Annotated in this window: 20 protein-coding genes; 10 read left to right on the top strand and 10 right to left on the bottom strand. The window is 67.8% G+C overall.

Annotation, left to right across the window (positions count from 1 at the left end; all coding sequences use genetic code 11):
- Nucleotides 1-8 precede the first annotated feature (8 nt).
- Entirely contained in the window at nt 9-611 is a 603-nt protein-coding gene (locus Q7X29_RS29430; RefSeq protein WP_316575997.1) for a lipid droplet-associated protein, read from the bottom strand.
- Nucleotides 612-725: 114 nt separating this feature from the next.
- Between Q7X29_RS29430 and Q7X29_RS29425 the strand changes: the two genes are divergently transcribed.
- The gene (locus tag Q7X29_RS29425; protein WP_218719572.1) at nt 726-1,745 is read left to right on the top strand and encodes a 4-hydroxy-3-methylbut-2-enyl diphosphate reductase; all 1,020 of its coding nucleotides are present in this window, start codon (nt 726-728) and stop codon (nt 1,743-1,745) included.
- Between the two features lie 62 nt (nt 1,746-1,807).
- On the opposite strand, the gene Q7X29_RS29420 is transcribed toward Q7X29_RS29425, so the two are convergent.
- Together Q7X29_RS29420 and Q7X29_RS29415 are read right to left on the bottom strand one after the other, a co-directional pair.
- Nucleotides 1,808-2,635, bottom strand: a complete 828-nt coding sequence (locus Q7X29_RS29420; RefSeq protein WP_316575996.1) for a DUF6542 domain-containing protein — start codon at nt 2,633-2,635, stop codon at nt 1,808-1,810.
- A 51-nt stretch (nt 2,636-2,686) separates the two neighbouring features.
- A complete protein-coding gene (locus Q7X29_RS29415) occupies nt 2,687-3,835 on the bottom strand; it encodes a DNA recombination protein RmuC (RefSeq protein ID WP_218719827.1) in 1,149 nt (382 codons plus the stop codon).
- A gap of 134 nt (nt 3,836-3,969) precedes the next feature.
- Here Q7X29_RS29415 and Q7X29_RS29410 point away from each other — a divergent pair, with 134 nt between their 5' ends.
- Together Q7X29_RS29410 and Q7X29_RS29405 are read left to right on the top strand one after the other, a co-directional pair.
- Entirely contained in the window at nt 3,970-5,166 is a 1,197-nt protein-coding gene (locus tag Q7X29_RS29410; protein WP_316575995.1) for an exonuclease SbcCD subunit D, read from the top strand.
- A 34-nt stretch (nt 5,167-5,200) separates the two neighbouring features.
- Nucleotides 5,201-9,016 (top strand): AAA family ATPase, encoded by a 3,816-nt coding sequence (locus tag Q7X29_RS29405; RefSeq protein WP_316575994.1) that lies wholly within the window; start codon nt 5,201-5,203, stop codon nt 9,014-9,016.
- Nucleotides 9,017-9,180: 164 nt separating this feature from the next.
- Here Q7X29_RS29405 and yczE read toward each other — a convergent pair whose 3' ends face one another.
- The 7 genes from yczE to Q7X29_RS29370 all read right to left on the bottom strand — a co-directional run bounded on the left by yczE (nt 9,181) and on the right by Q7X29_RS29370 (nt 16,141).
- Entirely contained in the window at nt 9,181-9,822 is a 642-nt protein-coding gene (gene yczE / locus Q7X29_RS29400) for a membrane protein YczE (RefSeq protein WP_316575993.1), read from the bottom strand.
- A gap of 150 nt (nt 9,823-9,972) precedes the next feature.
- Nucleotides 9,973-10,485 carry a methylated-DNA--[protein]-cysteine S-methyltransferase gene (locus tag Q7X29_RS29395; protein ID WP_316575992.1) on the bottom strand — a complete coding sequence of 171 codons (513 nt, stop codon included), beginning with the start codon at nt 10,483-10,485 and terminating at the stop codon, nt 9,973-9,975.
- Nucleotides 10,482-12,029 (bottom strand): Ada metal-binding domain-containing protein, encoded by a 1,548-nt coding sequence (locus Q7X29_RS29390; protein WP_316575991.1) that lies wholly within the window; start codon nt 12,027-12,029, stop codon nt 10,482-10,484. Before Q7X29_RS29390 ends, Q7X29_RS29395 begins: the two co-directional genes overlap by 4 nt.
- Nucleotides 12,030-12,118: 89 nt before the next feature.
- Complete coding sequence (locus Q7X29_RS29385; protein ID WP_308248579.1) at nt 12,119-12,301, bottom strand: YbdD/YjiX family protein; 183 nt, start codon at nt 12,299-12,301, stop codon at nt 12,119-12,121.
- A 98-nt stretch (nt 12,302-12,399) separates the two neighbouring features.
- Nucleotides 12,400-14,652, bottom strand: coding sequence for a carbon starvation CstA family protein (locus Q7X29_RS29380; protein ID WP_316575990.1), 2,253 nt, complete (start codon nt 14,650-14,652; stop codon nt 12,400-12,402).
- 231 nt (nt 14,653-14,883) lie between these two features.
- Complete coding sequence (locus tag Q7X29_RS29375; protein WP_316575989.1) at nt 14,884-15,294, bottom strand: VOC family protein; 411 nt, start codon at nt 15,292-15,294, stop codon at nt 14,884-14,886.
- 4 nt (nt 15,295-15,298) lie between these two features.
- A complete protein-coding gene (locus tag Q7X29_RS29370) occupies nt 15,299-16,141 on the bottom strand; it encodes an AraC family transcriptional regulator (protein WP_316575988.1) in 843 nt (280 codons plus the stop codon).
- A 396-nt stretch (nt 16,142-16,537) separates the two neighbouring features.
- Here Q7X29_RS29370 and Q7X29_RS29365 point away from each other — a divergent pair, with 396 nt between their 5' ends.
- The 7 genes from Q7X29_RS29365 to Q7X29_RS29335 all read left to right on the top strand — a co-directional run bounded on the left by Q7X29_RS29365 (nt 16,538) and on the right by Q7X29_RS29335 (nt 24,151).
- A complete protein-coding gene (locus Q7X29_RS29365) occupies nt 16,538-17,449 on the top strand; it encodes a quinone oxidoreductase family protein (RefSeq protein WP_316575987.1) in 912 nt (303 codons plus the stop codon).
- Between the two features lie 80 nt (nt 17,450-17,529).
- Nucleotides 17,530-18,624: a redox-regulated ATPase YchF gene (gene ychF / locus Q7X29_RS29360; protein WP_316575986.1), complete on the top strand. Its 1,095-nt coding sequence runs from the start codon at nt 17,530-17,532 to the stop codon at nt 18,622-18,624.
- A gap of 233 nt (nt 18,625-18,857) precedes the next feature.
- On the top strand, nt 18,858-20,111 hold the full coding sequence (locus Q7X29_RS29355; protein ID WP_316575985.1) for a DNA cytosine methyltransferase: 1,254 nt from the start codon (nt 18,858-18,860) through the stop codon (nt 20,109-20,111).
- Nucleotides 20,108-21,169 carry a DNA cytosine methyltransferase gene (locus Q7X29_RS29350; RefSeq protein ID WP_316575984.1) on the top strand — a complete coding sequence of 354 codons (1,062 nt, stop codon included), beginning with the start codon at nt 20,108-20,110 and terminating at the stop codon, nt 21,167-21,169. Before Q7X29_RS29355 ends, Q7X29_RS29350 begins: the two co-directional genes overlap by 4 nt.
- 446 nt (nt 21,170-21,615) lie before the next feature.
- Nucleotides 21,616-22,002 carry a hypothetical protein gene (locus Q7X29_RS29345; RefSeq protein ID WP_316575983.1) on the top strand — a complete coding sequence of 129 codons (387 nt, stop codon included), beginning with the start codon at nt 21,616-21,618 and terminating at the stop codon, nt 22,000-22,002.
- A complete protein-coding gene (locus Q7X29_RS29340; protein WP_316575982.1) occupies nt 21,999-22,928 on the top strand; it encodes an AAA family ATPase in 930 nt (309 codons plus the stop codon). The genes Q7X29_RS29345 and Q7X29_RS29340 overlap by 4 nt, the downstream gene beginning before the upstream one ends.
- Before the next feature lie 62 nt (nt 22,929-22,990).
- On the top strand, nt 22,991-24,151 hold the full coding sequence (locus Q7X29_RS29335; RefSeq protein WP_316575981.1) for a 5-methylcytosine restriction system specificity protein McrC: 1,161 nt from the start codon (nt 22,991-22,993) through the stop codon (nt 24,149-24,151).
- The last annotated feature ends 433 nt before the right edge of the window (nt 24,152-24,584 follow it).

The following is a 24,584-nucleotide window of genomic DNA, read 5'->3' as shown; positions in this document are numbered from 1 at the left end:
GGGAGCGGCTACTGGGCCTGGACCGTCGCGATCCGGTTGGTCAGCATGGTGACGAACGGGGCGCGGGCGCGGGTCTGCTGCTCGAACGCCAGCAGCTGGGCCAGTTCCTCGACGGTCAGCATGCGCAGCCGGGCGCGCAGCTGGGCCAGCGTCATCGCCGGGTAGTCGTAGCGGATGGCGACCTCGGGGGCCTGCACCTCCGCGGGCTCCGGCTCGGCCGCGGGCTCCTCGGCGGGCTCCTCGGACTCGAGCACCAGCAGCGACGCGGGCGTGACCTTGCCGTTGGCCTGCTCGGCCGGGAGCTCCTCGGCGAACAGATCGAAGCGGCTGGCGTGGCCGTTGGTGGCCACGGTCGGCTCGGGCGCGACGTCCTCGTCGAAGGTGGCCCACGCGGGCTGCTCCTGCGGGGCCGAACCCAGACGTTCGAACAGGCCGTCGCCCTTGAGCGCGAGGCTGGTGACGAACTGCTGCACGTGCATGGTGGTCTGCAGCACGCGGCTCAGCGCGGTGATCGGGAAGTTGACCGCGGCGACGGGCAGCCGCCGGGTCTCTTCTACGGCGTAGACAGCGGCACCGGCGGCGACCCGGGCCAGGTACGGAGGACGGAACATGGTCCCAGCCTGCCGCAAACCGCCTGTGATGCAAAGGTCCAGACCGCCCTGATGTGACTTTCGCCCCTCCATCCGCCCTGATCCCGCCCGCGCGGCGCACGTAAGCTGTGGACTATGACCTCGGCAATTCCCTTGAACGTCGGTATCACGCGCTCCGCGGGCGCGTCCGCTGCCGGTGGCAAGCGCGTGCTGCTGGCCGAGCCGCGCGGCTACTGCGCAGGCGTCGACCGCGCCGTCGAGACCGTGGAGAAGGCGCTGGAAAAGCACGGCGCGCCGATCTACGTACGCAAGGAGATCGTGCACAACCGGCACGTGGTGGAGACGCTACGTGAGCGCGGCGTCGTCTTCGTCGACGAGACCGACGAGGTGCCCGAGGGCGCGCTGGTCGTGTTCTCCGCCCACGGTGTCGCGCCGATCGTGCACGAGACCGCCGCCGAGCGGAACCTGCGGACCATCGACGCCACCTGCCCGCTGGTCACCAAGGTGCACCAGGAGGCCAAGCGCTTCGCCCGCGACGACTACGACATCCTGCTGATCGGCCACGAAGGCCACGAGGAGGTCGAGGGCACCGCGGGCGAGGCACCCGAGCACGTGCAGCTGGTCGACGGTCCCGACTCGGTGGACAAGGTCACCGTGCGCGATCCGTCGAAGGTGATCTGGCTCTCGCAGACCACGCTGTCGGTCGACGAGACGATGGAGACGGTCCAGCGGCTGCGCGAACGCTTCCCGACGCTGCAGGATCCGCCCAGCGACGACATCTGCTACGCCACCTCCAACCGGCAGACCGCGGTGAAGGCGATGGCGCCCGAATGCGATCTGGTGATCGTGGTCGGCTCGCGCAACTCCTCCAACTCGGTGCGGCTGGTCGAGGTCGCCCTCGGCGCCGGCGCGCGGGCCGCGTACCTGGTCGACTACGCCCGCGAGGTCGACCTCGCCTGGCTCGAGGGTGTGCGCACGATCGGCATCACCTCGGGCGCGTCGGTCCCGGAGATCCTGGTGACCGGTGTCCTCGATCTGCTGGCCGAGCACGGCTTCGGCGAGGTGCAGCCGGTGACCACGGCCAACGAGACCCTGGTGTTCGCGCTGCCGCGTGAGCTGCGCGCGTCGCGTCGCGACGCCGCGACCCAGGGCTGACCCGAGGACCGATAGACAAAAGGAATCCCCCGTCGCGTGGTCGCGGCGGGGGATTCCTTTACTCACACGTTGTCGGGCCTGCGCCGTTCGGTGCGGCCGGTGTCGGCGCGATCGCGGTAGCGCACCGTGGGCTGGGGGTGCGGCTGCGGGTCGGGCCTGCGTCGGGGGGTGCGCGCGGGTTCGGCCTCGCGCGGGGCGGCGTTGCGGCCGCCGCGGGGTTCCCTGGTCCGGGCCGCGGCGGGCGCGCGCTTGGGCTCGGCCGGGCGGGGGGCGCGGCGGGCCGGGCTGGCCAGGTCGACCTCGGTGGCCGGGTCGTCCAGGACGGCGGTGGCGCGGCGGGCGCGCTGGCGGCCGGTGTCGCCCGCGGTCTCGGGGCGGCGGCGCTTGGCCGGCTTGCGCTCGGCCTTGCGTTCGGTCCGGCGCTCGGCGGACAGCGGCTGGGCGGTGGCGGGGGTGCGCTTGGCGATCGCGATCCGCGCGCCGCCGACGGCCAGCACCAGCACGGTAGCCAGCATCATCGTCGGGAAGCGCTCCACCAGCGGGATGATCAGGTTCATCAGCACGTCTTTGATGGAGGTGGTGGCGCGCCCACCCAGCAGCTGGCAAGCCACCGGCACCGCGACGAACAGCAGCAGCGGCGGCATGACCATGGTGGAAAACAGTCCGCGGAACCGCACGGCGCACACCGCCAGCACACAGCCGAGCACATACAGCGCCGAGAAGGTGCCCGTCGGGTAGGTCTCGCCGCCGATCGCGTCGATCACGAACCCGAACATCGTCATGCCCGCGGCAAGCAGAATCGCGGCCCAGGCGGGGATGCCGGGCACCGAGGGCAGGATCGAACGTTGCGGCGCGGGCACCCGGGGTCGCGCACGTTGGGAAGCAGCCACACTATGACACTAACCGCACAACGCGCCGTCAGGCGCTGCGGCACGGGGATCTCAGCGGCGATCCTCGGCGTCGGCGAAGGCCACGGCCCGCGGTCTGGCCTCGGTCAACCGGATTGCCGGGAGCTCCTGATCGCCGATGCCGAGATCGTGCATCCGGCGCGCAGTGACCAGCACCCGCGACTCGACCGAGCCGACGGTGGCGTTGAAAGCCGCTACTGCCTTACCGAGATTCACCCCGAGATTGTCCAGGTGATCGGCCACCTTGCCGACCCGGGTGTAGAGCTCCTTGCCCAATTGCTGCACCGTTGCCATATCGCGCGACAGCGCTTCCTGCCGCCAACTGAACGCGACCGTCCGCAGCAGCGCGATGAGCGTAGTGGGGGTTGCCAGGATCACGTTCCGCCCGAACGCGTACTCCAGCAGCCCCGCGTCGGTGGTGAGCGCGGCGTCGAGGAAGGGATCGCCCGGCACGAACAGCACCACGAACTCCGGCGCCGGATCGAACGCCGCCCAGTACGCCTTGTCGGCCAGCTGGTCGACGTGGGCGCGCAGGTGCTTGGCGTGCCGGGCCAGCAGCTGGTCGCGGGCCGTGGGGTCGTCGGTGGTCGCCGCGTCGAGGTAGGCGGCGAACGGGACCTTCGCGTCGACGACGATGTGCCTGCCGCCCGCCAGCCGCACCACCAGGTCCGGCCGCACCCCGCCGCGGTCGTCGGCGCCCGCGCGGTGCACCTGGGTGTCGAAATCGCAGTGCCTGGTCATGCCCGCGAGCTCGACGACCCGCTCCAGCTGGATCTCCCCCCAGCGGCCGCGGATCTGCGGCGCGCGCAGCGCCGCGACCAGCTGCCCGGTCTGGTCGGAGAGCCGGTGCGAGGTGCGCTGCATCCCGGCGACCTGCTCGCGCAGCCCCGAGTACGCGTCGATCCGGTGGTGCTCGACCTGGCGGATCTGCTGTTCGAGCGCGTCGACGGCATCCCGCAGCGGATCGACCATCGCGCCGATCGCGGCCGAATGCCTGCGCGCCGCATCCTCGTTCGCCGCGTGCAGCGATTGCTGCAGCAACCGTTGATTGTCCCCGGCCGCGGCGAGCCTGGCCTCCGCCGCGGCGGCACGCTGCCCGCCCCGGGCGGAATGCCCCAACCAGCCGAGACCGAATCCGGCGGCGAATACCAAGACGAGCGCGACGAGCATCGAGGCGGTCATAGCGGCGATAGTGCCGCAAGCCACCGACAAACTCGCAATCACCGAGCAACCCGGGCGTGGTGACGCGCCGGTGCGCGACGCCCGTGGGGTGCGTCGATTGAATTCTGTCGGGGGTGTGGCCTAAGTTTCGCGGCATGCGGATCCTGCACACCTCCGACTGGCACATCGGGCGCACCTTCCACGGTGTCGACCTGCTAGCCGACCAGGCGGCGGTGCTGGCATCGATCGCGGAGCTGGTCGCGGCGGAGTCGGTCGACGTGGTCGTGGTGCCGGGTGACGTCTACGACCGGTCCATCCCCAACGCCGACGCGATCGCGGTCTGCAACCGGGGGTTCGAGGCGATCCGGGCCGCGGGCGCGGTGATCGTCGCGACCTCGGGCAACCACGATTCGCCCGCCCGGCTCGGCGCGGGCGCCAGTTTCGCGGCGGCGGGCGGGCTACATCTGTGCACCCGGGTCGCCGATGCCGATCGGCCGGTGCTGCTGGCCGACGACGACGGCGAGGTGGCGTTCTACGGGATCCCGTATCTGGAGCCCGAGATCACCCGCGTCGAACTCGGTGTGCCGCAGGCCCGCTCGCACGCGGAGATCCTCGACGCCGCGATGGGCCGCATCCGCGCCGATCTCACCGGCCGTCCCGGTACGCGCACCGTCGTGCTCGCGCACGCGTTCGTCGTCGGCGGGGAGGCGACCGGTTCGGAGCGGTCGATCTCGGTCGGTGGGGTGGAGACCGTGTCGATGTCGGCGTTCGACGGGATCGACTACGTGGCGCTGGGCCACCTGCATTCGCCGCAGACCCTCTCGGAATCGGTGCGCTACAGCGGTTCTCCGCTGCCGTACTCCTTCGCCGAGAACTCCCATCGTAAGGCGGTCTGGATCGTCGACCTCGACGCCGACGGCCTGGCCGCGGTGCACCGCCACGACCTGCCGCTGGTGCGCGGGCTCAGCAAGCTCACCGGCACCCTCGACGAGCTGCTCACCGAGGCCGGATTCGCCGACGCCGAAGCGCATTACGTCTCCGCCACGCTCACCGACAGCGCTCGCCCGGTCGACCCGATGCGTAAGCTGCGCGAGCGGTTTCCGCACGCGGTCCACGTGGAATGGGTACGCCCCGAGGGCAATCCGGAACTGCACTACCGCGAGCGGGTGCACGGCCGCCGCGATGTCGAAGTCGCGGCGAGTTTTCTGACCGATGTGCGTGGGGAGCCGACGGGAGGCGAGATGAGGTGGGTGGAGCGCGCGCTGGCCGCCGCCGTGCGCGAACCCGATGCCGGACGGGCCGAGACCCGGCGCGTCGCCGACGAATTCGACGCCATGGACGTGACCGCGTGAGTTCGGTGCCCGGCGGCGTGCTCGGCGGTGCGGCGTGAGACTGCATCGCCTGGAGATGGTCGCTTTCGGTCCCTTCGCCGAGTCCACCGTCGTCGATTTCGATGTGCTCGGCGCGGACGGCCTGTTCCTGCTGCACGGTCACACCGGCGCGGGCAAGACCAGCATCCTCGACGCCATCGCCTTCGCGCTGTACGGGCGGGTGCCCGGCGCGCGCGGGGAGGGCAAGCGGCTGCATTCCGATCACGCCGACGCGCAGACGCCGCCGAAGGTGATCCTCGACGCGACCCTGGGCGGTCGCCGCCTGCGCTTGACCCGCAGCCCGGCGTTCGAGCGGCCGAGCAGCCGCGACAGCACCCGGTTCACGGAGGTGCAGGCCAAGGGCACCCTGGAATGGCTCGACGGGTCGGGCGAGAATCTGTCCCGGCTCACCGATATCGGCGACGAGGTCGTGCGCCTGCTCGGCATGAGCGCCGACCAGTTCTTTCAGGTCGTGCTGCTGCCCCAGGGCGATTTCGCCAAGTTCCTGCGCGCCGAGAACGAGGACCGGGAGAAGCTGCTCGAAAAGCTCTTCGACACGCAGCGATTCGGCACCGCGGAGACCTGGCTGGCGGACCGACGCCGGGCCGCGGAGGCCGACCTCACCGCGCGCACGCAGGGCATCGATCGGTTGATCACCAAGGTCGGCATGGCGGCGGGCTACGGCGGCGCGGAATCGGTCGGGCTGCCCGACGCGGTGGCGTGGTCCCAGGACCTGCTGGCCACCGCGCGCACCGAGCTGGCCGAGGCGAACGTGAATGCCGAACTCCGCCAGAAGGACTCGACCGAAGCGCGCGCCGAGGCCGAAGAGCAGCGTCGCGTGGCCGGGCTGCACGCCAGGATGGCGGCGGCCCGCGCGGAACTGGCCGACTACGCCGCCGACGCCGCGCGCCGGGCCGAACTGGAACGCGAACTCGAACAGGCGCGCCGGGCCGAGCCGGTGGTGCACGCCATCGACGAGGCGCGCTCGGCGGTGCGCGCGCTGCGTCGGGCGGAGGCGTCGACCCGGGCCGTCGCCGGTGAGCTCGCCGTTCAGCTGGGTGCCGAGGCGGCCGCGGATATCGCCGGACTCGACTTGCTGACGGTGGTCTTCGACGACGCCGATGACGCACCTGCCGTGGAGTCCGGTGCGAGGTCGAATTCCGCTGATGGCGTCGCGGATACGCGACCGGACGACGTTGTCGGCGCCGACAGCCGATCGTTGGAGAGCACCGGACGACGTGGTGTGCGGCGTGCCGATCTCGGCCGTGTGCGCGATGTCGAGGGTGACCTCGACGGTGCGGTCAGTCAGTGGAACGCCCTGCTCGGTGTGCTCGGCGAAGTCCGAGCCGACGCCGAGATCGCTCGTCAGCTCGCCGCCGATCTCACCGAACACGAGGCCGAAGCCGCGCGCCTGACCCAGCGCGCGGGCGAATTCGCCCGGCGCCGTGCCGATCTGCCCGCCGTGATCGCCGCGGCGGGGGAGCAGTTGCGCGAGGCCACCGATGCCGCCGCCGCGCTGCCCGGGCTGCGGACCGCGCTCGGCAAGTGGCAGGAGTCCGCGGCGGCCGCCGTCGAATTGGCCGAGCAGCGACCGGCCTTGGACCGGGCACAGACCGAGTTCGACGCGGCGCGCCGGACCCATCTCGACGCCAGGGAGCGCGTGCTCGATCTGCGCACGCGCCGCTTGGCGGGCATGGCCGCCGAACTCGCGGGTGCGCTGTCGGCAGGCGCGCCGTGCGCGGTGTGCGGCTCCGCCGAGCATCCTGATCCCGCGCGCCCGACCGACGACGCGGTGTCCAAGGACGCCGAGGACGCCGCCACTGCCGCCGAGCAGGCGGCCGAGGCGGCGCGCGACCGGATCGCCGAGCGCATCGGCGTCATCGAACGCGAGATCGAGGCGCTGATCGCCCGTGGCGGCGACGCCGATCCGGTCACCCTGGCCGATGCCGTCCGCACCGCCACCCACCGCTTCGACGACGCCGCCGACAGCGCCGCCCGTGTCACCGCCCTCACCGCGCGCCTCGACACCCTGCGTGCCGAGGAAGCCGCCCTGCACGAGCAGTCCCGCGACCTCGACGCCCGCCTCGGCACCGTCACCGCGACGATCGCGGCCACCCGCACCCGCCTCGACGAACTCACCTGCCGCCTGCGCACCGCCGCGGGCGCCGACGATTCGGTCGACGCCCGCACCACCCGCCTCGAATCCCTCATCGCGGCCGCCACCGCCCTGCGCGCCGCCCGCGCCGAGGAGACCACCGCCCGCGACGCCGTCCGCCATATCGCCACCCGCGTCGAAAACCTCGCCCAGGCAGCTGGTTTCGTGCCCGAGGGCGACGAACGGACGGGCACTGGGCCGGCCACCGTGCCGCACGACGCGACGGCCGATGGCGCGGCCACCGCCGTAGTCGGTGACGGTAGTGCCACGGCTGTGACCGCCGACGGCAGCGTCACACCTGCGGCGGCTGACGCCGCCGCCACCGCGGGGACTGTTGACAGCAGCGCCACAGCTGCGACTGCTGGTGGCGCCGGCACGGCCGCGACCGGCGACGGCGGCACCACAGCCGCGAGTGCCCCGGCTGCCGACGGTTCCGGTGCGAGTTCGACGGCCGTCGACGCTGTGGGGCCGGAGACGAAGTCGTCGACCGCCGATGATGCTCGAGAGTTGGCATCCGACGACGGTGTGGTGGCTCCGGCACCCGCGAACGGTGCAGTCGACGGCAGTGGATCTTCGCCGGCCGACAGTGGAGGCGGGGCGGGGGAGTCGTCGGGCGACGTCGACGTGCGGGCCGATGACGAATCCGCCGACAGCGCGGACAAACCGCGATCTCGTCCCGAACGAGCCGCGCGCCCGGTGCGCGTCGAGCCCGAGATGCCCACCCTGTTCGACCTTTTCGACGACGACCCGATCGACGACGAACCCGAACCGGCGCCCGAGCCCGCACCGCAGCGCGACGACATCGCCCTGCTCACGGCGTACGCCCAGCTCGTCACCGCGCTCGCCCGCACCGCGGCGCAGCAGTCGGCGATCGAGGCCGAACTCACCGCGGCCGACCGGGCCCGCGCTCACGCCGAGGCCGTCCTCGCCGAACCGCAGATCCAGGCGGTGGCCGAGCAGGTCCCGGCCGACCTGGCCGCGCTGGAGCAGCGCTTCGCCGACGCCCAGTCCGCGCTCACCGCGGCGGTGGCGGCCCAGTCGGCGGCCGCCGAGCGGGTCGCGCAGCTCGAACAGCTGGGGACTCAGCTCTGGGGCGAGGTCGAGCGGATCGCGCCCAAGCAGCGCGATTTCGACGAGCTGGCCACGCTGGCCGACGTGGTCGCGGGGCGGGGCGAGAACAATCGCCGGATGTCGTTGCGCTCCTATGTGCTCGCCGCGCGGCTCGAGGAGGTCGCGGTCGCGGGGTCGCTGCGGTTGCGCCGGATGTCGGGCGGCCGGTACGAATTCGTGCACTCCGACAAGGCGGGCCCGCGTGGCCGGCGCGGTGGTCTCGGCCTCGACGTCCGCGACGACTACACCGGCGCGGTCCGCTCCGCGAAGACCCTCTCCGGCGGTGAAACCTTCATGGCCTCACTGGCGTTGGCGCTGGGCTTGGCGGATGTGGTCGCTGCCGAGGCGGGCGGCCTGGTCCTGGACACCTTGTTCATCGACGAGGGCTTCGGCAGTCTCGACGCCGACACCCTCGACGCCGTAATGGGTGTCCTGGACGAACTGCGGGCCGGCGGTCGCGTGGTCGGCGTGGTCAGCCATGTCGACGAGATGCGCCAGCGGATTCCCAGCCGACTGCACGTCGTGCGCGGCCGGACCGGCTCGCACCTTCAAGCAACTGTCGCCTGACGCCGGAGCGCGGCTCACCCTGGGTAGCTGCTGATCCGGCGATGGCTGCGCCCCGGACCTGCGCCGATCGGTCGATGGTTTCACCTCGGGGTGGGCCGATGAGCGGTGGTTTCACCCCGGACCCACGCCGATCCGGCGATGGTTCCGCCCTGGACCCACGCCGATCAGGCGGTCGGTTCGGGCACCGGGTCGGCCCGGAGCTCGCCACCGGCCTTCGGTGCGAACCCTGGCAACCACCCGTCGACATACGGGATCATCAGCTGGATCAGCGGCCCGATGCCGAAGGCGTAGACCAGCGTGCCGATCCCGACACTGCCGCCGAGCAGCCACCCGGTGATCAGCACCGTCGCCTCGATGCCGGTGCGGACCGACCAGACCGGCCACCCGGTCCGGGCGACCAGTCCAGTCATCAGTCCATCGCGGGGGCCTGGACCCATTCCCGCGCCGATGTAGAGCACGGTCGCCGCGGCGTTCACGATCACGGCGAGCACCATCGCCGCCACCCGCGTCCAGAGGGCGTCGGCCTCGGGGATCAGCCACAGTCCGGCGTCGACCGATACCCCGATCACGATGACGTTGCTGACCGTGCCGAGGCCGGGGCGCTGCCGGAGCGGAATCCACGCGAGCAGCACGACGACACCGGTCACGGCGGTGACGGCACCGAAGCTGAGTGGCACGTGCGCGGCGACACCCTGGTGGAAGACGTCCCACGGATCGAGCCCGAGCCCGGCCCGGATCATCACCGCCATCGACGTCCCGTACAACCACAGACCGGTGTAGAGCGCGATCAGGCGACGAGTGAGCATGGGTATCAGCATCCAGGCCAACTGGACCGCCCAAAAGAGCCAATTGCGAGGTACTGGCCTTATTCATCATCAGCCCGGCAATCCAGCGGTCTACTCGGTGTGCGCGCCCACTGTCCGTCCGGCCGCGCGCTCGGCCCGGTGCGCCCCGCCTCAGGATTCGTGCGCGAGCAACCACCGCTTGACGTCCAGTCCCCAGCGGAACCCGCCCAGCGCGCCACCGATCCGCAGCACCCGATGACACGGCACGAACAGCGCCGCCGCATTGCGCGCGCACGCGTTCGCGGCCGCTCTGGTCGCGTCCGGTCGACCGGACAGCCCGGCGTACTCGGTGTAGGTGATCGGCTCGCCAGCGGGCACCGTGCGCAGGACATCCCACGCGTGGGTGAGGAACTCGCCCGAGCGTTGCCGGACGGGGATCGCGTCGATCGCGGCGAGCTCACCCGCGTGATAGTCGGTCACCGCCCGGGTGACCGCGCCGAGCGAATCCCGCTGTCGCAGCTCGGTGGGACGCAACGTGGGGTGGATGACGCGGGTCAGCTCGGCCGGATCAGCGGTCCAGCCCGAGGCGAGCACCGCGCCGTCGGCATCGACGACGGCGGTGAACGGGCCGATGCGGGTGGCGACGGTCGCGACGTCGGCGCGTCGAATGCTGGTGTCGGTCATGATGCTTCGCTTCCGTTGACGGGTCGGGTACGGCGGGGCGCGGCGATCACACCGCGATGTTCGAGCGCCGTCTTCCACAGGTGCATGGACAGGTAGGAGCGCCAGGGCGCCCAGCGGGTGGTGTGATCGAGATCGAGGCCGGCCAGGGTCGCGCCCTGGCGCACGACCAGGTCGGTGCCGAGCAGGATGTCGGGATCGGCGAGCAGGCGCATGGTGACGTAGTCGGCCGTCCACGGCCCGACGCCGGCCAGCGCGAGCAGGTCGCGGCGAAGCTCGGCCGCCGTGCGGCCCGCGTGCAGGACCAGGTCGCCGTCGGCGATCGCCCGCGCGGCCGCCACGATGGCCGCCACCCGGCGGGCGGGTCCGGTCAGCACGTCCGCGCCGCGCTCGGCGACCGCTGCGGGGGTGGGGAACAGCCGGGGGGCCGGGCCGTCGATCCGTTCGCCGAGCGCGGCGACCAATCGCGCGGTGTGCGTCGCCGCGGCTTGGACCGAAATCTGCTGACCGATCATGGTGCGCAGCAACAACTCCGGGCCGTCGAGGCAACCGGGCACGCGAATGCCGAGACCGAACCGATCGCCGGGCACCGCCGTCGCGACATCGCGCAGTCCGGCGTTCGCGGGCGGGACGGCGATGCCGAGACCCTCGTCGATGCCCTCCGGATCGGCGTCCAGGTCGAGCAGGTGTCGCACCCGCGCCACCGTCGGCGCCAGATCGCGCATGTCCCGCAGGGCCAGTTCGGCGCGCACGTGCCCGGACTGGAACGACAACCGAATGGTGGCGTGCCCGTGCGGAGTTCGCAGGCCGCGCGTGTAGACGCCGTCCTCCCACAGCTCCATGCCGGGCACGGTGTGCGCCGACAGGAACCACGACAGCCACCCGGTGTCGATCGGCTCCCGGTACGGCAGACGCAGCGTGAGCAAACCGGGCGCGGCGGGCGCGACCACATCCGAACGCGGTGAGCGCCGCGACTCGGCGCGCATGGCCGTCGGGCTGACCGCGAACACCTCGCGGACGGTGTCGTTGAACTGGCGGATGCTGGCGAACCCCGCCGCGAAGGCGATGTCGGACATCGGCATCTCGGTGGTCTGGATCAGCAGCCGGGCGGTGTGCGCGCGATGCGCCCTGGCCAGGGCCAGCGGGCCGGCGCCGAGCTCGGTGGTGAGCACCCGGGTGAGCTGTCGCTGGGAATAGCCGAGGGTCGAGGCGAGTGCCGGAACGCCGCCGCGCTCGATCACCCCGTCCCCGATCAGCCGCATCGCCCGCGCGGCCAGATCGGCCCGGACATTCCACAGCGGCGAGCCCGGCGCCGCGTCGGGTAGACACCGGCGGCAGGCGCGATACCCGGCCTGCTGCGCCGCCGCGGCGGTGGGGAGGAACGAGACATTGGCCCGCTTGGGCGTGATCGCGGGGCAGGAGGGTCTGCAGTAGATGCCGGTCGTGCGCACCGCGGTGAAGAACTGCCCGTCGAATCGGGAATCCCGGGTCGAGACCGCCCGGTAGCAGCGCTCGAAGTCCAAAGCCGTGATCGTCACGGATTCCACAATGCCCGCAGACCGGACGGGCTGCTAGCGGAAATCGGCCACTTATCCCGGGCCTCGGCGGTCGGAAATTCTCGCGCCGCGCGGCGGCCTCAACAGCAGCGGGTGGTGGGGTTTCGCTCGGCCTCGGCATAGCGGTCGCGCCAGTACTGGCGCTCGCTGGGGACCGGGCAGCCGGGATGGTCGCGTCGCAGGTGATCGACGTAGCGCTGGTAGTCCTGACCGCCGTTGATCGCGCTGTACCACCGGGCGACCCCGCGCGCGCCTGCCCACACCCGCGACAACAGCACTCGCGCGGTCGGGCGCGGCGCCGTGGCCGCAGGGCGGGGGGCGGCCGATCCGGTGAACCGGCCGTCCCCGTCCCGCGACACACTCATGACACGTGCGCCGATCCGGGTGCGGTCACCTTGCCCTCGGCGATCAGCGCGTCCCACTCCTTCTGCACGTCCTTCTCCGCGGCGGTCGAGACGAAACCGCTGGGCGCGAAGATCTTCGACGGCTGCTCCTCGGACTCGGTGCTCGACACCGTGCCCGAGCGAACGGCCCTGGCGCACACGATCGCGCCGACCACGGTGACGATCAGCACCAGCACCGCGAACACGATCGAGAGCGTGCCCTGGATGAAGGTGTTGCGGATGGCGATGTCGACCTGCTCGGGCGTCTTCGCCGTCAGGCAGCCGGTGCCCGCCTCCTTGGCGGCCTGGCACAGGCTGTGCTGCTTCCAGTAGCCGAGCTTGGGGTCGGCGGAGAAGATCTTCTGCCAGGACGCGGTCATCGTGACGAGCAGATCCCAGACCAGCGGAACGCCGGGAATCCAGGCCCATTTCAGCAGTCCGCGCTTGATGATGATGGTCAGCACCACCGTCAGGGCGATCGCGGCGAGCAGCTGGTTGGCGATGCCGAACAGCGGGTAGAGCGCGTTGATGCCGCCGAACGGATCGTTGACGCCCATCAGCAGCACACTGCCCCAGCCCGCGACGACCAGCAGCGAGCACAGCCACGCGCCGACCCGCCACGACGGATCACGGAACTTCCTGAACCCGCCGCCGAAGTTGCCGAGCGCGTCCGAGACCAGGAACCGCGCGACCCGGGTGCCCGCGTCGATCGTGGTGAGGATGAACAGCGCCTCGAACATGATCGCGAAGTGGTACCAGAAGGCCTTCATCGATTCGCCGCCGAGGAACTTGTGGAAGACCTCGGAGATGCCGACCGCCAGCGTCGGCGCGCCACCGGTGCGCGAGATGATCGACTTCTCACCCACGTCGGCGGCCGCGTCGGCGAACAGCTCCGGCGTCGCCGGCGGGCCGGACAGGCCGAGCGTATTCGTGTACGCCGCGGCCTTTTCCGGGGTGCCGCCGGTGAGACCGAGCGGCGCGTTCATGCCGAAGTACAGGTGCTGATCGATGATCGAGGCCGTGATGATCGCCATCACCGCGACGAACGACTCCATCAGCATGCCGCCGTAGCCGATCATCCTGGCGTTGGATTCCTTGGCCAGCAGCTTGGGCGTGGTGCCCGAGGAGACCAGGGCGTGGAAGCCCGACAGCGCGCCACAGGCGATGGTGATGAACAAGAACGGGAACAGGCTGCCTGCGAACGCCGGACCCGTTCCGCTGTGCGCGAATTCGGAGACCGCGGGCGCCTTCAGCACCGGCATCGTGATCAGGATGCCCGCCGCCAGCAGCACGATGGTGCCGACCTTCATGAACGTCGACAGATAGTCGCGCGGGGCCAACAGCAGCCACACCGGCAGCACCGAGGCGAAGAAGCCGTAGGCGATCAGGCACCAGGCGATGGTGGTGCGCGACAGCGTGAACCAGTCGGCGCCCCACTCGGTCTCCGACACCCAGCCGCCGCCGACGATCGCCGCCAGCAGCAGCACGATGCCGATCGCGGAGACCTCTCCGACCTTGCCCGGCCGCAGATACCGCAGGTACACACCCATGAACAGGGCGATCGGGATGGTCATCGCGATGGAGAACACGCCCCACGGGCTCTCCCCGAGCGCGTTGACGACGACCAGCGCCAGCACGGCGAGCAGGATCGTCATGATGGCCAGGATCGCCACGATCGCGGCGACACCACCGACCGCGCCCAGCTCGTCGCGCGCCATCTGCCCGAGGCTGCGCCCGCGCCTGCGCGTCGAGGCCCACAGCACCAGGTAGTCCTGCACCGCGCCGGCGAACACCACGCCGACGACGATCCAGATCGTGCCGGGCAGGTAACCCATCTGCGCGGCGAGCACCGGGCCGACCAGCGGCCCGGCGCCCGCGATGGCGGCGAAATGGTGACCGTAGAGCACCCGCCGGTCCATCGGCATGAAGTCTTTGCCGTTGTCGTAGAGCTCGGCGGGCGTGGCGACATCGTCGCGCGGCTTGGTGATCTTCCATTCGATGAACCGCGCGTAGAACCGGTACGCGATGATGTAGGTACAGACCGCCGCGATGACGATCCACACCGCGTTGACCGACTCACCGCGTACGAACGCGACAATCGCCCACGCGATCGCGCCGAGCACGGCGATCCCCGCGAACACGGCCTTCTTGGCGGTCGTGATCGGCGTGCGATCGACGACACCGACCGGAGGCAAGTCCGGGTCGGTCCGCAGATATTCGATGGTCGCCATGTGCCAACTCTCCTGGTATAACGCGCAGAGCCTCGGGTGAAACATCGACAACGTAGCCGATCGGCCCAGCGCGCCGGACAGGATCACCCACCGTCGCGGCCAAGATGAAATTTTGTTCAGAGTTGGATGGAGCGCTGGCGCGCTCGAGGTCGCGGCCCCTGGACGGCCGCGACCCGCCGCTGCGCGGCGGGCCCCTCCTCGAGGTCGGGGCGTGCGTGGCTGGGAGCGCGGTTACTCGCCCCGGTAGGTGCCGAAGCTCCAGAGGTTGCCCTCCGGGTCGGCGGCGCTGAAACCGCGGGAGCCGTAGTCCTCGTCGCGCAGGTCGCGGATGAGGCGCGCGCCGGCCGCGGTGGCCCGCGCGTGCAGTGCGTCGGGTTCGTCGGTGACCAGGTAGAGCGAGGCGACGCCGGCCGGGCGGGTGCCGAAGGGGCTGTCGTCGCGGCCGGTGGAGCCGAACATGATGCCGCCGCCGCCCGGCCAGCGCAGTTCGCCGTGTTCGACGACGGAAGCGTCGTCGTCCCTGGCGTAGACGGCGACCTCTTCGAAACCGAAGGCGGTGGTGAGGAATTCGATCATGGCGCGAGCGTCGTCGAAGGCGAGGCAGGGCCAGACCGTGGTCTGGGTATTGGTTGAAGTGTCCATGTGTTCAGCCTCCCGCCGCGGGGGCGTTCGGGTCTTGGACGGATGGAATCTCCTCGGCCAGCCAGGTCGTCGGGGCGCAGCCGGCCAGCTCGGCGAAGTCGCGGTTCAGGTGCGCCTGGTCGTAGTAGCCGCAGGCAGCGGCGACCTGGGCGATGGAGACATACGACGGCGTATTCGCCAGCATCCGGCGCGCCCGCTCGAACCGGATGATCCGCGCGGCCAGCTTCGGGCTCGCGCCGAACTCGGCGGTGAACCTGCGGGTCAGATGCTGACGGCTCCAGCCGATCCGCTCGGCCAGCGGAGTGATCTCGCAGGTGCCGCCGGTGCCGACGAGAGTGCGCCATGCCCAGGACAATTCGGGACCGGCGAGGGTGTCGGTGCGGGCGGCGGCGGTGAGCGCGCGGTCGCAGGCGACGAAGCGGCTCGGCCAATCCGCGTGCGATTGCACGGCATCGGCGAGCTGATCGCCCAACGGGCCACCGGCGTCGGCGCATTCGATCGAGATGTCCCACAGTTCACTGGCCGGCATCCCGAACAGGACCCGGCTGCCCAGCGGGGTCAGTTCGATCGCGATGCCCTCCTGGAAACCGGTGTGCGCGATGGTCGCCGGGCTCGCTTGCAGGCCGCTCAGGACACAGCGGTAGCTGCCCGGCGCCTGGTGCGGGTCGGTGTGCTCGACCACGTCGATCGTCGGGCCGATGGCGACGATGAAGGTCATGTGCCGTGACGGCAGGCCCCGGTGCAGGCCGGGTTCGAATCCCGCGAGCCGGTAGCCGATATAGCGGTCGATGAATGCCGCCAATATCGGCGCGGGGGTCGCGGTCACCACCTCCGTGGTCGCCTCCATACGGTCACGCTACGCCGGGGGCGGTGCCGGCGACCAGGGCTGTGGGGCGGCGCGCTGATCGCCACGGCAGGGAGCGCACGGGCTTGGTGGCGCGCAGTGGGTCCGAGGAGCGGGGGCGCGAGGGTGCGGACTCGTGTGGCGCAGTGGGCCCGAGGTACGGCGGGCGGATGGCGATCGCGAGAGTGCGTGCTCGGCGCAAGAGCTCGGGCGGCGGGCGATCCGGCCGGTGTGGCGTGACGCACGCGTCTGCTGCGCCGTCGCGGGGTAATCGTGCTGTGAAGGTGCTCTCCGTGCCGTGCGCACGGCGGTGAGATTTAGCACTCACAGGTCCGTGAGCTGTGGTTACGCGCACTCAGCCGGTTACCGTTGCGCCTTCGCCCAATCTCAGGAGGTGTCATGCGGCGAGTTCGGTACGAGCGCAGCGGTGGTCCGGAGGTGCTCGAGGTCGTCGCGGCCGAGGTGCCGGTGGCCGGTCCCGGTGAGCTGCTGGTCAAGGTCGAGGCCATCGGGGTCACCCTCTCGGCCATCCGGCGCATCAACGGTCCGCAGGAGTTGCGGGCCGAGGTGGCCGGTGAGGTCGTCGCGGTCGGTGACGGAGTGGACGACTACGCGGAGGGGTACCGCGTCGTCGGTCTGTGCGCCGACGCCTACGCCGAGTACGTCGTGCTCCCCGCCGACCAGGCCTCGGCCATTCCCGACGGCGCGTCCGCGGTCGACGCCGTCGCGCTGATGCGCAGCGGTCTGGTCGCGCTCGGCGCGCTCGACACCGCGGCGCCGCGGGAGGGCGAGACCGCCCTGATCACCGCCGCCGCCGGTGGCGTCGGCCACCTCGCCGTGCAGCTGGCCCGCGTCCGTGGCGCGGGCTGGGTCGTCGCGGCGGTGTCCGACGAGGCCAAGGCCGAATTCGTGGCCGGGCTCGGCGCGGACGAGGTCGTCACCTACGACCGGCTGCAGGCCGCCAAGCAGGCCGACTTCGCCCTCGACGGCGTCGGCGGCACCGGTCTGGGCGCCGCGATCGGCGCGCTCGCCGAGGGAGGCCGGGTCGTCACCTACGGCACCGGCGGCGGACTCATCGACACCGAGGATCTGCTGGCCGGCGGCAAGACGCTGTCCGGTTTCCGGATCGGTCGCCTCGCCCAGCGCGACCCCGCCCGCTACGAGGACCTGCGCCAGCAGGTCTGGCAGTTCTACGCCTCCGGACTGCTGCACCCGGTCGTGCACGCCGAGTTCGCCCTCGATGACGCCGCCGCCGCGCACGCCGTCATCGAGCAGCGCGCCAACCTGGGCAAGGTCGTCCTGGTCCCGTGATCACTGTCGGCCCGCCCCGCCCGTGCGGGGCGGGTTCCGGTGGTTCGGCGACAGGTCGCACCGCGTAGACTCTGCTCCTCGTGAGCCTCACCCTCGGAATCGTCGGCCTGCCCAACGTCGGAAAGTCGACGCTGTTCAACGCGCTGACCAAGAACGACGTGCTGGCCGCGAACTACCCGTTCGCGACCATCGAGCCCAACGTCGGCGTGGTCCCGCTGCCGGACCCGCGCCTGGAGAAGCTGGCCGAGATCTTCGGTTCCGAGAAGATCGTGCCCGCCGTGGTGTCCTTCGTCGACATCGCCGGCATCGTGAAGGGTGCCTCCGAGGGCGCGGGCCTGGGCAACAAGTTCCTGGCCAACATCCGTGAGGCCGACGCCATCTGCCAGGTGGTGCGCGTGTTCGCCGACGACGACGTGGTGCACGTCGACGGTCGCGTCGATCCCACCGCCGACATCGAGGTCATCGAGACCGAGCTGATCCTGGCCGACCTGCAGACCCTCGAGAAGGCCATCCCGCGCCTCGAGAAGGAAGCCAAGGTCAAGAAGGACCGCAAGCCGCTGCTCGACGCCGCCAAGGTCGCCCAGGAGTTCCTCAACGAGGGCACCACCCTGTTCGCCGCGGGCAAGAAGGTCGACGGCGAGCTGCTGCGCGAACTGTCGCTGCTCACCATCAAGCCCTTCCTCTACGTCTTCAACGCCGACGAATCGGTGCTCACCGACGAGGCCAAGGTCGCCGAACTCAAGGCCGCCGTGGCCCCCGCCGACGCCGTCTTCCTCGACGCCAAGGTCGAAGCCGAACTCCTCGAACTCGACGACGAGTCCGCCCTCGAACTGCTCGAGTCCATCGGCCAGACCGAACCCGGCCTGCACGCCCTGGCCCGCGCCGGCTTCCACACCCTCGGCCTGCAGACCTACCTCACCGCAGGCCCCAAGGAAGCCCGGGCCTGGACCATCCACCAGGGCGACACGGCCCCCAAGGCCGCCGGCGTCATCCACACCGACTTCGAACGCGGCTTCATCAAGGCCGAACTCGTCGCCTTCACCGACCTGGTCGAGGCGGGCTCCATGGCGGCCGCCAAGGCCGCGGGCAAGGTCCGCATGGAAGGCAAGGACTACGTCATGGCCGACGGCGACGTCGTCGAGTTCCGCAGTGGACTAGCCTCTGCCAGGAAGTAGCAGGACAGTTGCAGCCGTTCCGCGCTTCTGTCAGCCCACATGGAGCGGCACTCAGTAAGTAGTCGGACGTACCGTCTAGAGTTACAGGCATGTCATTCGCAGCACGCACTGAGCCCAGAGGATCGGTCCCCCCCTCAGTAGACTTGCGCGATCCTACGGACGTGTTTGCGGGCCTGCGGGAGCGACTGGGTGCTCGCCTCGGGGTCTCGCAGCCCGCAGATCATGCCGGAATCGTGAGCAGGGCGATCGACGTAATTGATATGTTCAGCGGGTGCGGCGGCATGTCGGCCGGGTTCAAGCATATCAATCAGATCTCGGACCATTCCGCTCCTATGTTCCGTCACGTTCTCGCTATCGACATTGATGAGCCCGCCAATCGGTCCTATCTGAGGAACATCGGATTGACGCCAGTAAAGGCCGATATTCACCAGTTGGCACAGGAACCTGAAAGGCTTGACACGCTGATCGACGGCAGTGGTCGTCGGCCTGAGAATCCCTTGGTTCTAATTGGGTGTGCTCCTTGCCAAGGATTCTCATCCCATCGCAATAGCGCTGGGCCGAACGATCCGCGAAACAACTTATTCATCGATTTCGCCCATATCGCAGCGCGGATGCAGCCGGATTACGTAATCGTCGAGAATGTTCCCGAGATTCTAACGGAACGGTATTGGCCGGTTGTCCAGCGTGCGCGAGAGATTCTCCAAGAAGTTGGTTACTACACTCACCTGACCGCGCACAACATGGCTGAATTCGGGGTACCGCAGGAGCGCTTTCGGGCTGTTTTGACTGCTGCCAGAACGCCGTTCCATGGCCCAGTCCCGACTCGGCACCGCGATAAGTTCAGCACCGTGCGTGAGGCGATCGCGGATTTGCCACCGATCCAGGCCGGATCCACGGATCCACAAGACACGATGCACCGGACGGCTGGTCATCGTGCGTCGACGATTGAGACTATTCGCGCAGTCCCTCGTGATGGGGGTAGTCGTCTGGCTGGCACGGGTCCGAAAAGTCTCCAGACGCTTGCGGAGCGGCAGGGAAAATCCGGCTACGAAGATGTTTACGGTCGGCTTGCGTGGGACAAGCCTGCGATTACGATCACGGCCTACAGCCGGAATCCTGCCAGTGGGCGCTATGTCCATCCTGAGCAGGACCGCGGGCTATCGATTAGGGAGGCGGCGTGCTTACAGAGTTTTCCGCGGGACTATGTTTTTGAGGGGACTCTCGACCAGGCATTCCGCCAGATTGGGAACGCTGTGCCGCCGGTCTTCGCTGCCCACTTGGCAATCAGCGTGCTCGCACACCATGCCCAGGGTACGAGCCAACCGGCGTGGTTGGCTCATGCGGACGCACTGGGTAGCGTCGCAACCGGTATCAAGAAGCCAGTGGGCGCAAGTTTCTCACGACTCATCCCAGCGTTGAAGGCGGGAACGCGGTGCCTGGCGTCCTACTCGACTGAGTCTCTGGCAACCAAGTGCGAGGACGTATGAAACTCACGGCAGTTGATCTGTTCTGCGGCGCAGGGGGTATGAGCCTGGGCCTCCAGAATGCAGGATTTGAAGTCCTTGCTGGATTCGACAATTGGGAGTCCGCGGTCTCCACCTACTCCCAGAATTTCGGCCATGATGCCCATCTAATCGACTTGGGAAGTGCGCAGCCAGAGGACATCCTTCAGTTGATCGGCCAGCCGGCAGGTACGCTCGATTTACTTGCAGGTGGACCGCCATGCCAAGGTTTTTCAATCCAGAGGATTGGTGAGGACGCAGATCCTCGCAACGATCTCGTCGTGCACTTCGGAAGGCTCATTGTAGGTACTCGGCCGAAGACGTTTCTGATGGAGAACGTACCTGGTCTGCTCGGTCGGCGGGGCCGGGATTCATTCGCAAGGTTTGTCAATGTCATCAGCGAGGGTGGCTACGAGTACGACGTGTTACGTGTCGACGCGGTCGAGTTCGGGGTCCCCCAGCGACGCCCCAGAGTGCTGGTTTATGGATGGCGCCGGGGTCTCGATGATCCTGGCCTCCGACTCAGCGGCCTTGCGCATCGGCCCGTTACTGTCGCTGAGGCCCTGGCTAGCCTCCCGCCTGCTGCCGCGCCGGGCACAGTGGACGCAGAAGATCCGCTGCACGTCGAGAGCAGGTTGTCCGAGAAGAATCGTGAGCGCTTGCAGCATATTCCTCCTGGAGGAGGTTTCGAGGACCTGCCGATCGAGTTGCGGGTTGACTGCCACCGCAATGGCGCTTCGAAGATCGGCCACCGCGCTGTCTACGGAAGACTCCATCCAGATCGTCCATCAAACGTTATTACAGCAAGGTTCGACAGTTTCACGAGAGGTCGCTTCGCCCACCCGACAGAGGATCGGAATATCACGCTGCGTGAGGGGGCCAGACTGCAATCCTTCCCGGACGAGTTTAGGTTCTACGGAAATCGCGAACAAATCGCAGCTCTAATCGGTAACGCGGTCCCGCCGCTTGTCGCCGCTCGTGTCGGCGCGGCGATCTCTGACCACATTATCGGTGTGCAGCCAGCTGCAGATAACGTGAATTGAGTGCCATGCCTGTAGTTGAGGAGACATGGAGCGTCGGACTTCATCTATCTGTGAGAATCCTTGGCAACGTTAGTCCGTGGCTAGAGGCAGTTCTACGGGCTGATGGGCTGAGTGACTCAGAGGTGCTCGCTTCACTGCCGTACGACAGTGCTCGCAGTCGGGGGGCGGGTTCAGGTACTCCAGACTCGCGGCGGTATCGCGATGCTAGAGAAGTAGTCCAAAGCATGGGTCTGGCTTATGAGGATCCCTCCAGTGTGCTACGAGTAACGGAACTCGGGCGAGCGACGCTGCGTTGGCTACCTGAATTCAGGCCGTCCAACGCAGCCGCGTTGGGACGTCATGCCGCATATGCTCTGGCCGCTTGCACCCTTCGAAATCCGATGCGAAAGCGGGTAAATTACGGTGCAGGCGTTACAGCACGTCCGTTTGTATATCTGTGGCGGGCGATGCTTGAGCTCGACGACATCATATATTCGGAAGAGATCAACAGAGCCTTATTGTATGCGCTTGACGACGAGGGCCTGGCGTGCGCAATCGAACGAATACGACGACATCGCGCGGATCCTGCTGCAGGCACGCTGCTTGCTGAGGTTGAGACCGGCAGCCGCAAGAACGACCGGCTGATTCCGCTAGTCGCGGCAGGTTCCTTCGGCTTCACATTCATCCAGGATAAACGTGAGACAGGTGAGGCGTTCTACAAGCTACGCCCCGAGACTCGCCGTGTGGTCGAGGCCGCAGCTAAGGCCGATTATCCAGTCCACGAGTACGCAAACGTATCTGAGTATGTTGAGCATATTTCGAAGATGGCATCACTTCCGAAGGACTTGCGATGATCGACGAACCACCGCCCCTTAAATCCATGCATAGCAGCTTTGGCCCACAGACCGAGGTCAAAATTGGCGAGGTCATTGCAACCGCCCAACGCTATGGGGACTCGTCGATTGTGGCACTCGCCGGCGTTCCAGGGACGGGGAAGTCATACGTCGGGCGCATCGCTAGCCAACGGCTCGCCGATGCACCGGAACGCGTTCTTGAGGTGCAGTTCCACCCCTCCAGTAGCTACGAGGAGTTTGTCGAGGGGATGCGTGTCGAGCACGACGGCAGGATTAGTCCCGCAAATGGAGCATTCCTTGAATGGAATGAGCTGGCTGCCGCCAATCCAGACGAAACCTGGGTAGTCCTAATTGACGAGTTCAGCCGCGCGGATGTCTCTGCCGTTCTGGGCGAGGTGATGACATTTGTCGAGGATCGTAGCAGGACGTTCACCCCGACATATAGTCGCCGCCCTGTGCGGATCGCCGAGAACCTGCGCATCATCGTGACCTTCAACCCGACGGATCGCTCAGCTCTCGATATCGATAATGCCTTGCTGCGCCGACTGCGCATCGTTGACTTCCCGCCCGACGAGACTCAACTAGCGGAGATGCTTACTGGTCGACTGTCGGTCGCTGCACTAAAAAGACTGACGCAATTGTTCCCTGCAGTTCGTGCAGCCCACCCAGAGTTGTACGAGCATCAGATGCCGTTTGGGCACGGCATTTTTGCGGAGGTCAACACCGAGGTACCCGACTTGCATGACCTTTGGCAGTCGCGAATTCGTCATATGCTCAGGAGGCCTCTCGTCGCGCCGCACCCGCTCACGAATGCCATAGAGGCGGCATATCCATGGACTGATCCAAAACATCAGGAACACCGGGGTTCAGCGATATCGGCCGGCAATGGCACCGAGGCTAGCACTATCGGAGATCAGTCGGCGTGACAGATGACGTCTCTGTGACTGAGCGAGGTATCGCTCATGTCAGCGCCACGACATGGAGAAGATTGTCCGCCAACGAGACATTCTGGTCGTTGGTCGAACGGAAAGTTATCAACCCCAGCAGCCGCCGTGACGGCTCAGTTACCATTAGCGCGGGCAGCAGCGTGGGACTTGCAAGATGCGGCGACCTAACTGTTCGAGTCCGGGAGAAGGTGCCTGGAGCGCTGGAAGCTCTACTCAGCAGACGCCTCGCTGGAGTGAAAACTATATCGCTCCCTGGAATGTTCACGCATGAGGACACGCTAATAGATCGTGTAGTAACTCTATTCGTAGCTGCAGTCACTCGCTATGTGGAGGGCGGACGAGGTTGGGCTTACGAGAACTTCCGGCGGAAAGGCTCGGTAATTGGTGGCCGGTTGCTGATTAGAGAAACGTTAGCGTTGCGGGCAAGCGGGCGGCCTCAAATCGCGGCATTCGAAAAGCGGCACATCACTCATATTACGCCCGCAAATCAGTGCATCGCAGCAGCACTTCGTGTCACGGAGGACCTGTATCACGCCGGTCTGCTCGGAGAGTCCGCGATAGCTGAGGCCAGGGTGCTCGCACCGTTTTTTCATGACAACAACACAGCCGATGTGCTATTCGGGGCACCTAGGCGGCATGCACAACGTGCGGTTGATCTTGCTGAAACTGTAGGAGGCGAGACCGGACAACTGCTCCACCTGGCGGCCATACTACTGTTCGGCGCAGGCATGGATCCATTGGGAAGTGACGCAGGCCATCTGCCGATCACCTGGTTCATCAATCTGGAGGACGCCTTCGAGGTAGGCGTCCGGGAGGCATTTACTGAATTCCTCAAGGGGGTATGGCGAGTGGAGAAAGGGCGGGATCACGCCTACCTCTTTCCTGCGGTCTCACATCTGAATGTATCCCCTGACCTGATTCTGACTCGGATTGGTAGCCAGACTCGGATTGTTGGAGACGTGAAGTACAAGAACCTTGAAGGGAAACCCAGGGCAAGTGATCTCTACCAGTTGCTTGCTCACGCGACGTCATTGAGCTCTAATACCGCGTTCTTGGTGTATCCCTCGACCAGTTTCGGTCATATTAGCCTTGGGGTATCTACGACGGGCGTCTCAGTTGATGTCTTTACAGTCGACATCCTAAAACTTGACCACGCAGTCGCACGGATCGCCGGGGCTCTGCTCCACGATCTTGGGTCTTGAGGCGTCCGGCGGCTTCCGGATAGTGGGTCATGCGGCCGCCGCGCCCGTCTGTTCGTCACGGTGCGTTATCTGCTCGTCGAGGTGGCGCACCCTCCCAAATAAGGCCAATATACTGGCGACCTATCAGCGCGCTTTCGTACATAAGGTAGGCGCGGAGGCGGCTCACAATCACCGCTGAGGGAGCGGCCAGCGGCCTCGTGGATCGGCTCTCGTGGAATCGGATCTGGGGTCATATCGACATCGACGTTAATCAAGAACTGTTGAAGAAGTGGTGCGGGAGAACCTATTTTAGTCGATTTAGAAACGTCATGGCCTCTATTTATGACCTATCTGCATGTAGAATCGTCCTATGACTTGCCCACATGGCAGAGCATTCGACATGGCCAAGTATGGTTGTGCTGCTGAGTGATTAGAGTGTGAGCAGGTGCTGAGG

The organism is Nocardia canadensis, assembly GCF_032656385.1.
GTDB lineage: Bacteria > Actinomycetota > Actinomycetes > Mycobacteriales > Mycobacteriaceae > Nocardia > Nocardia canadensis.
Note: the sequence above shows the minus strand (reverse complement) of the source record. Positions and strands in the feature narration are given on the sequence as shown.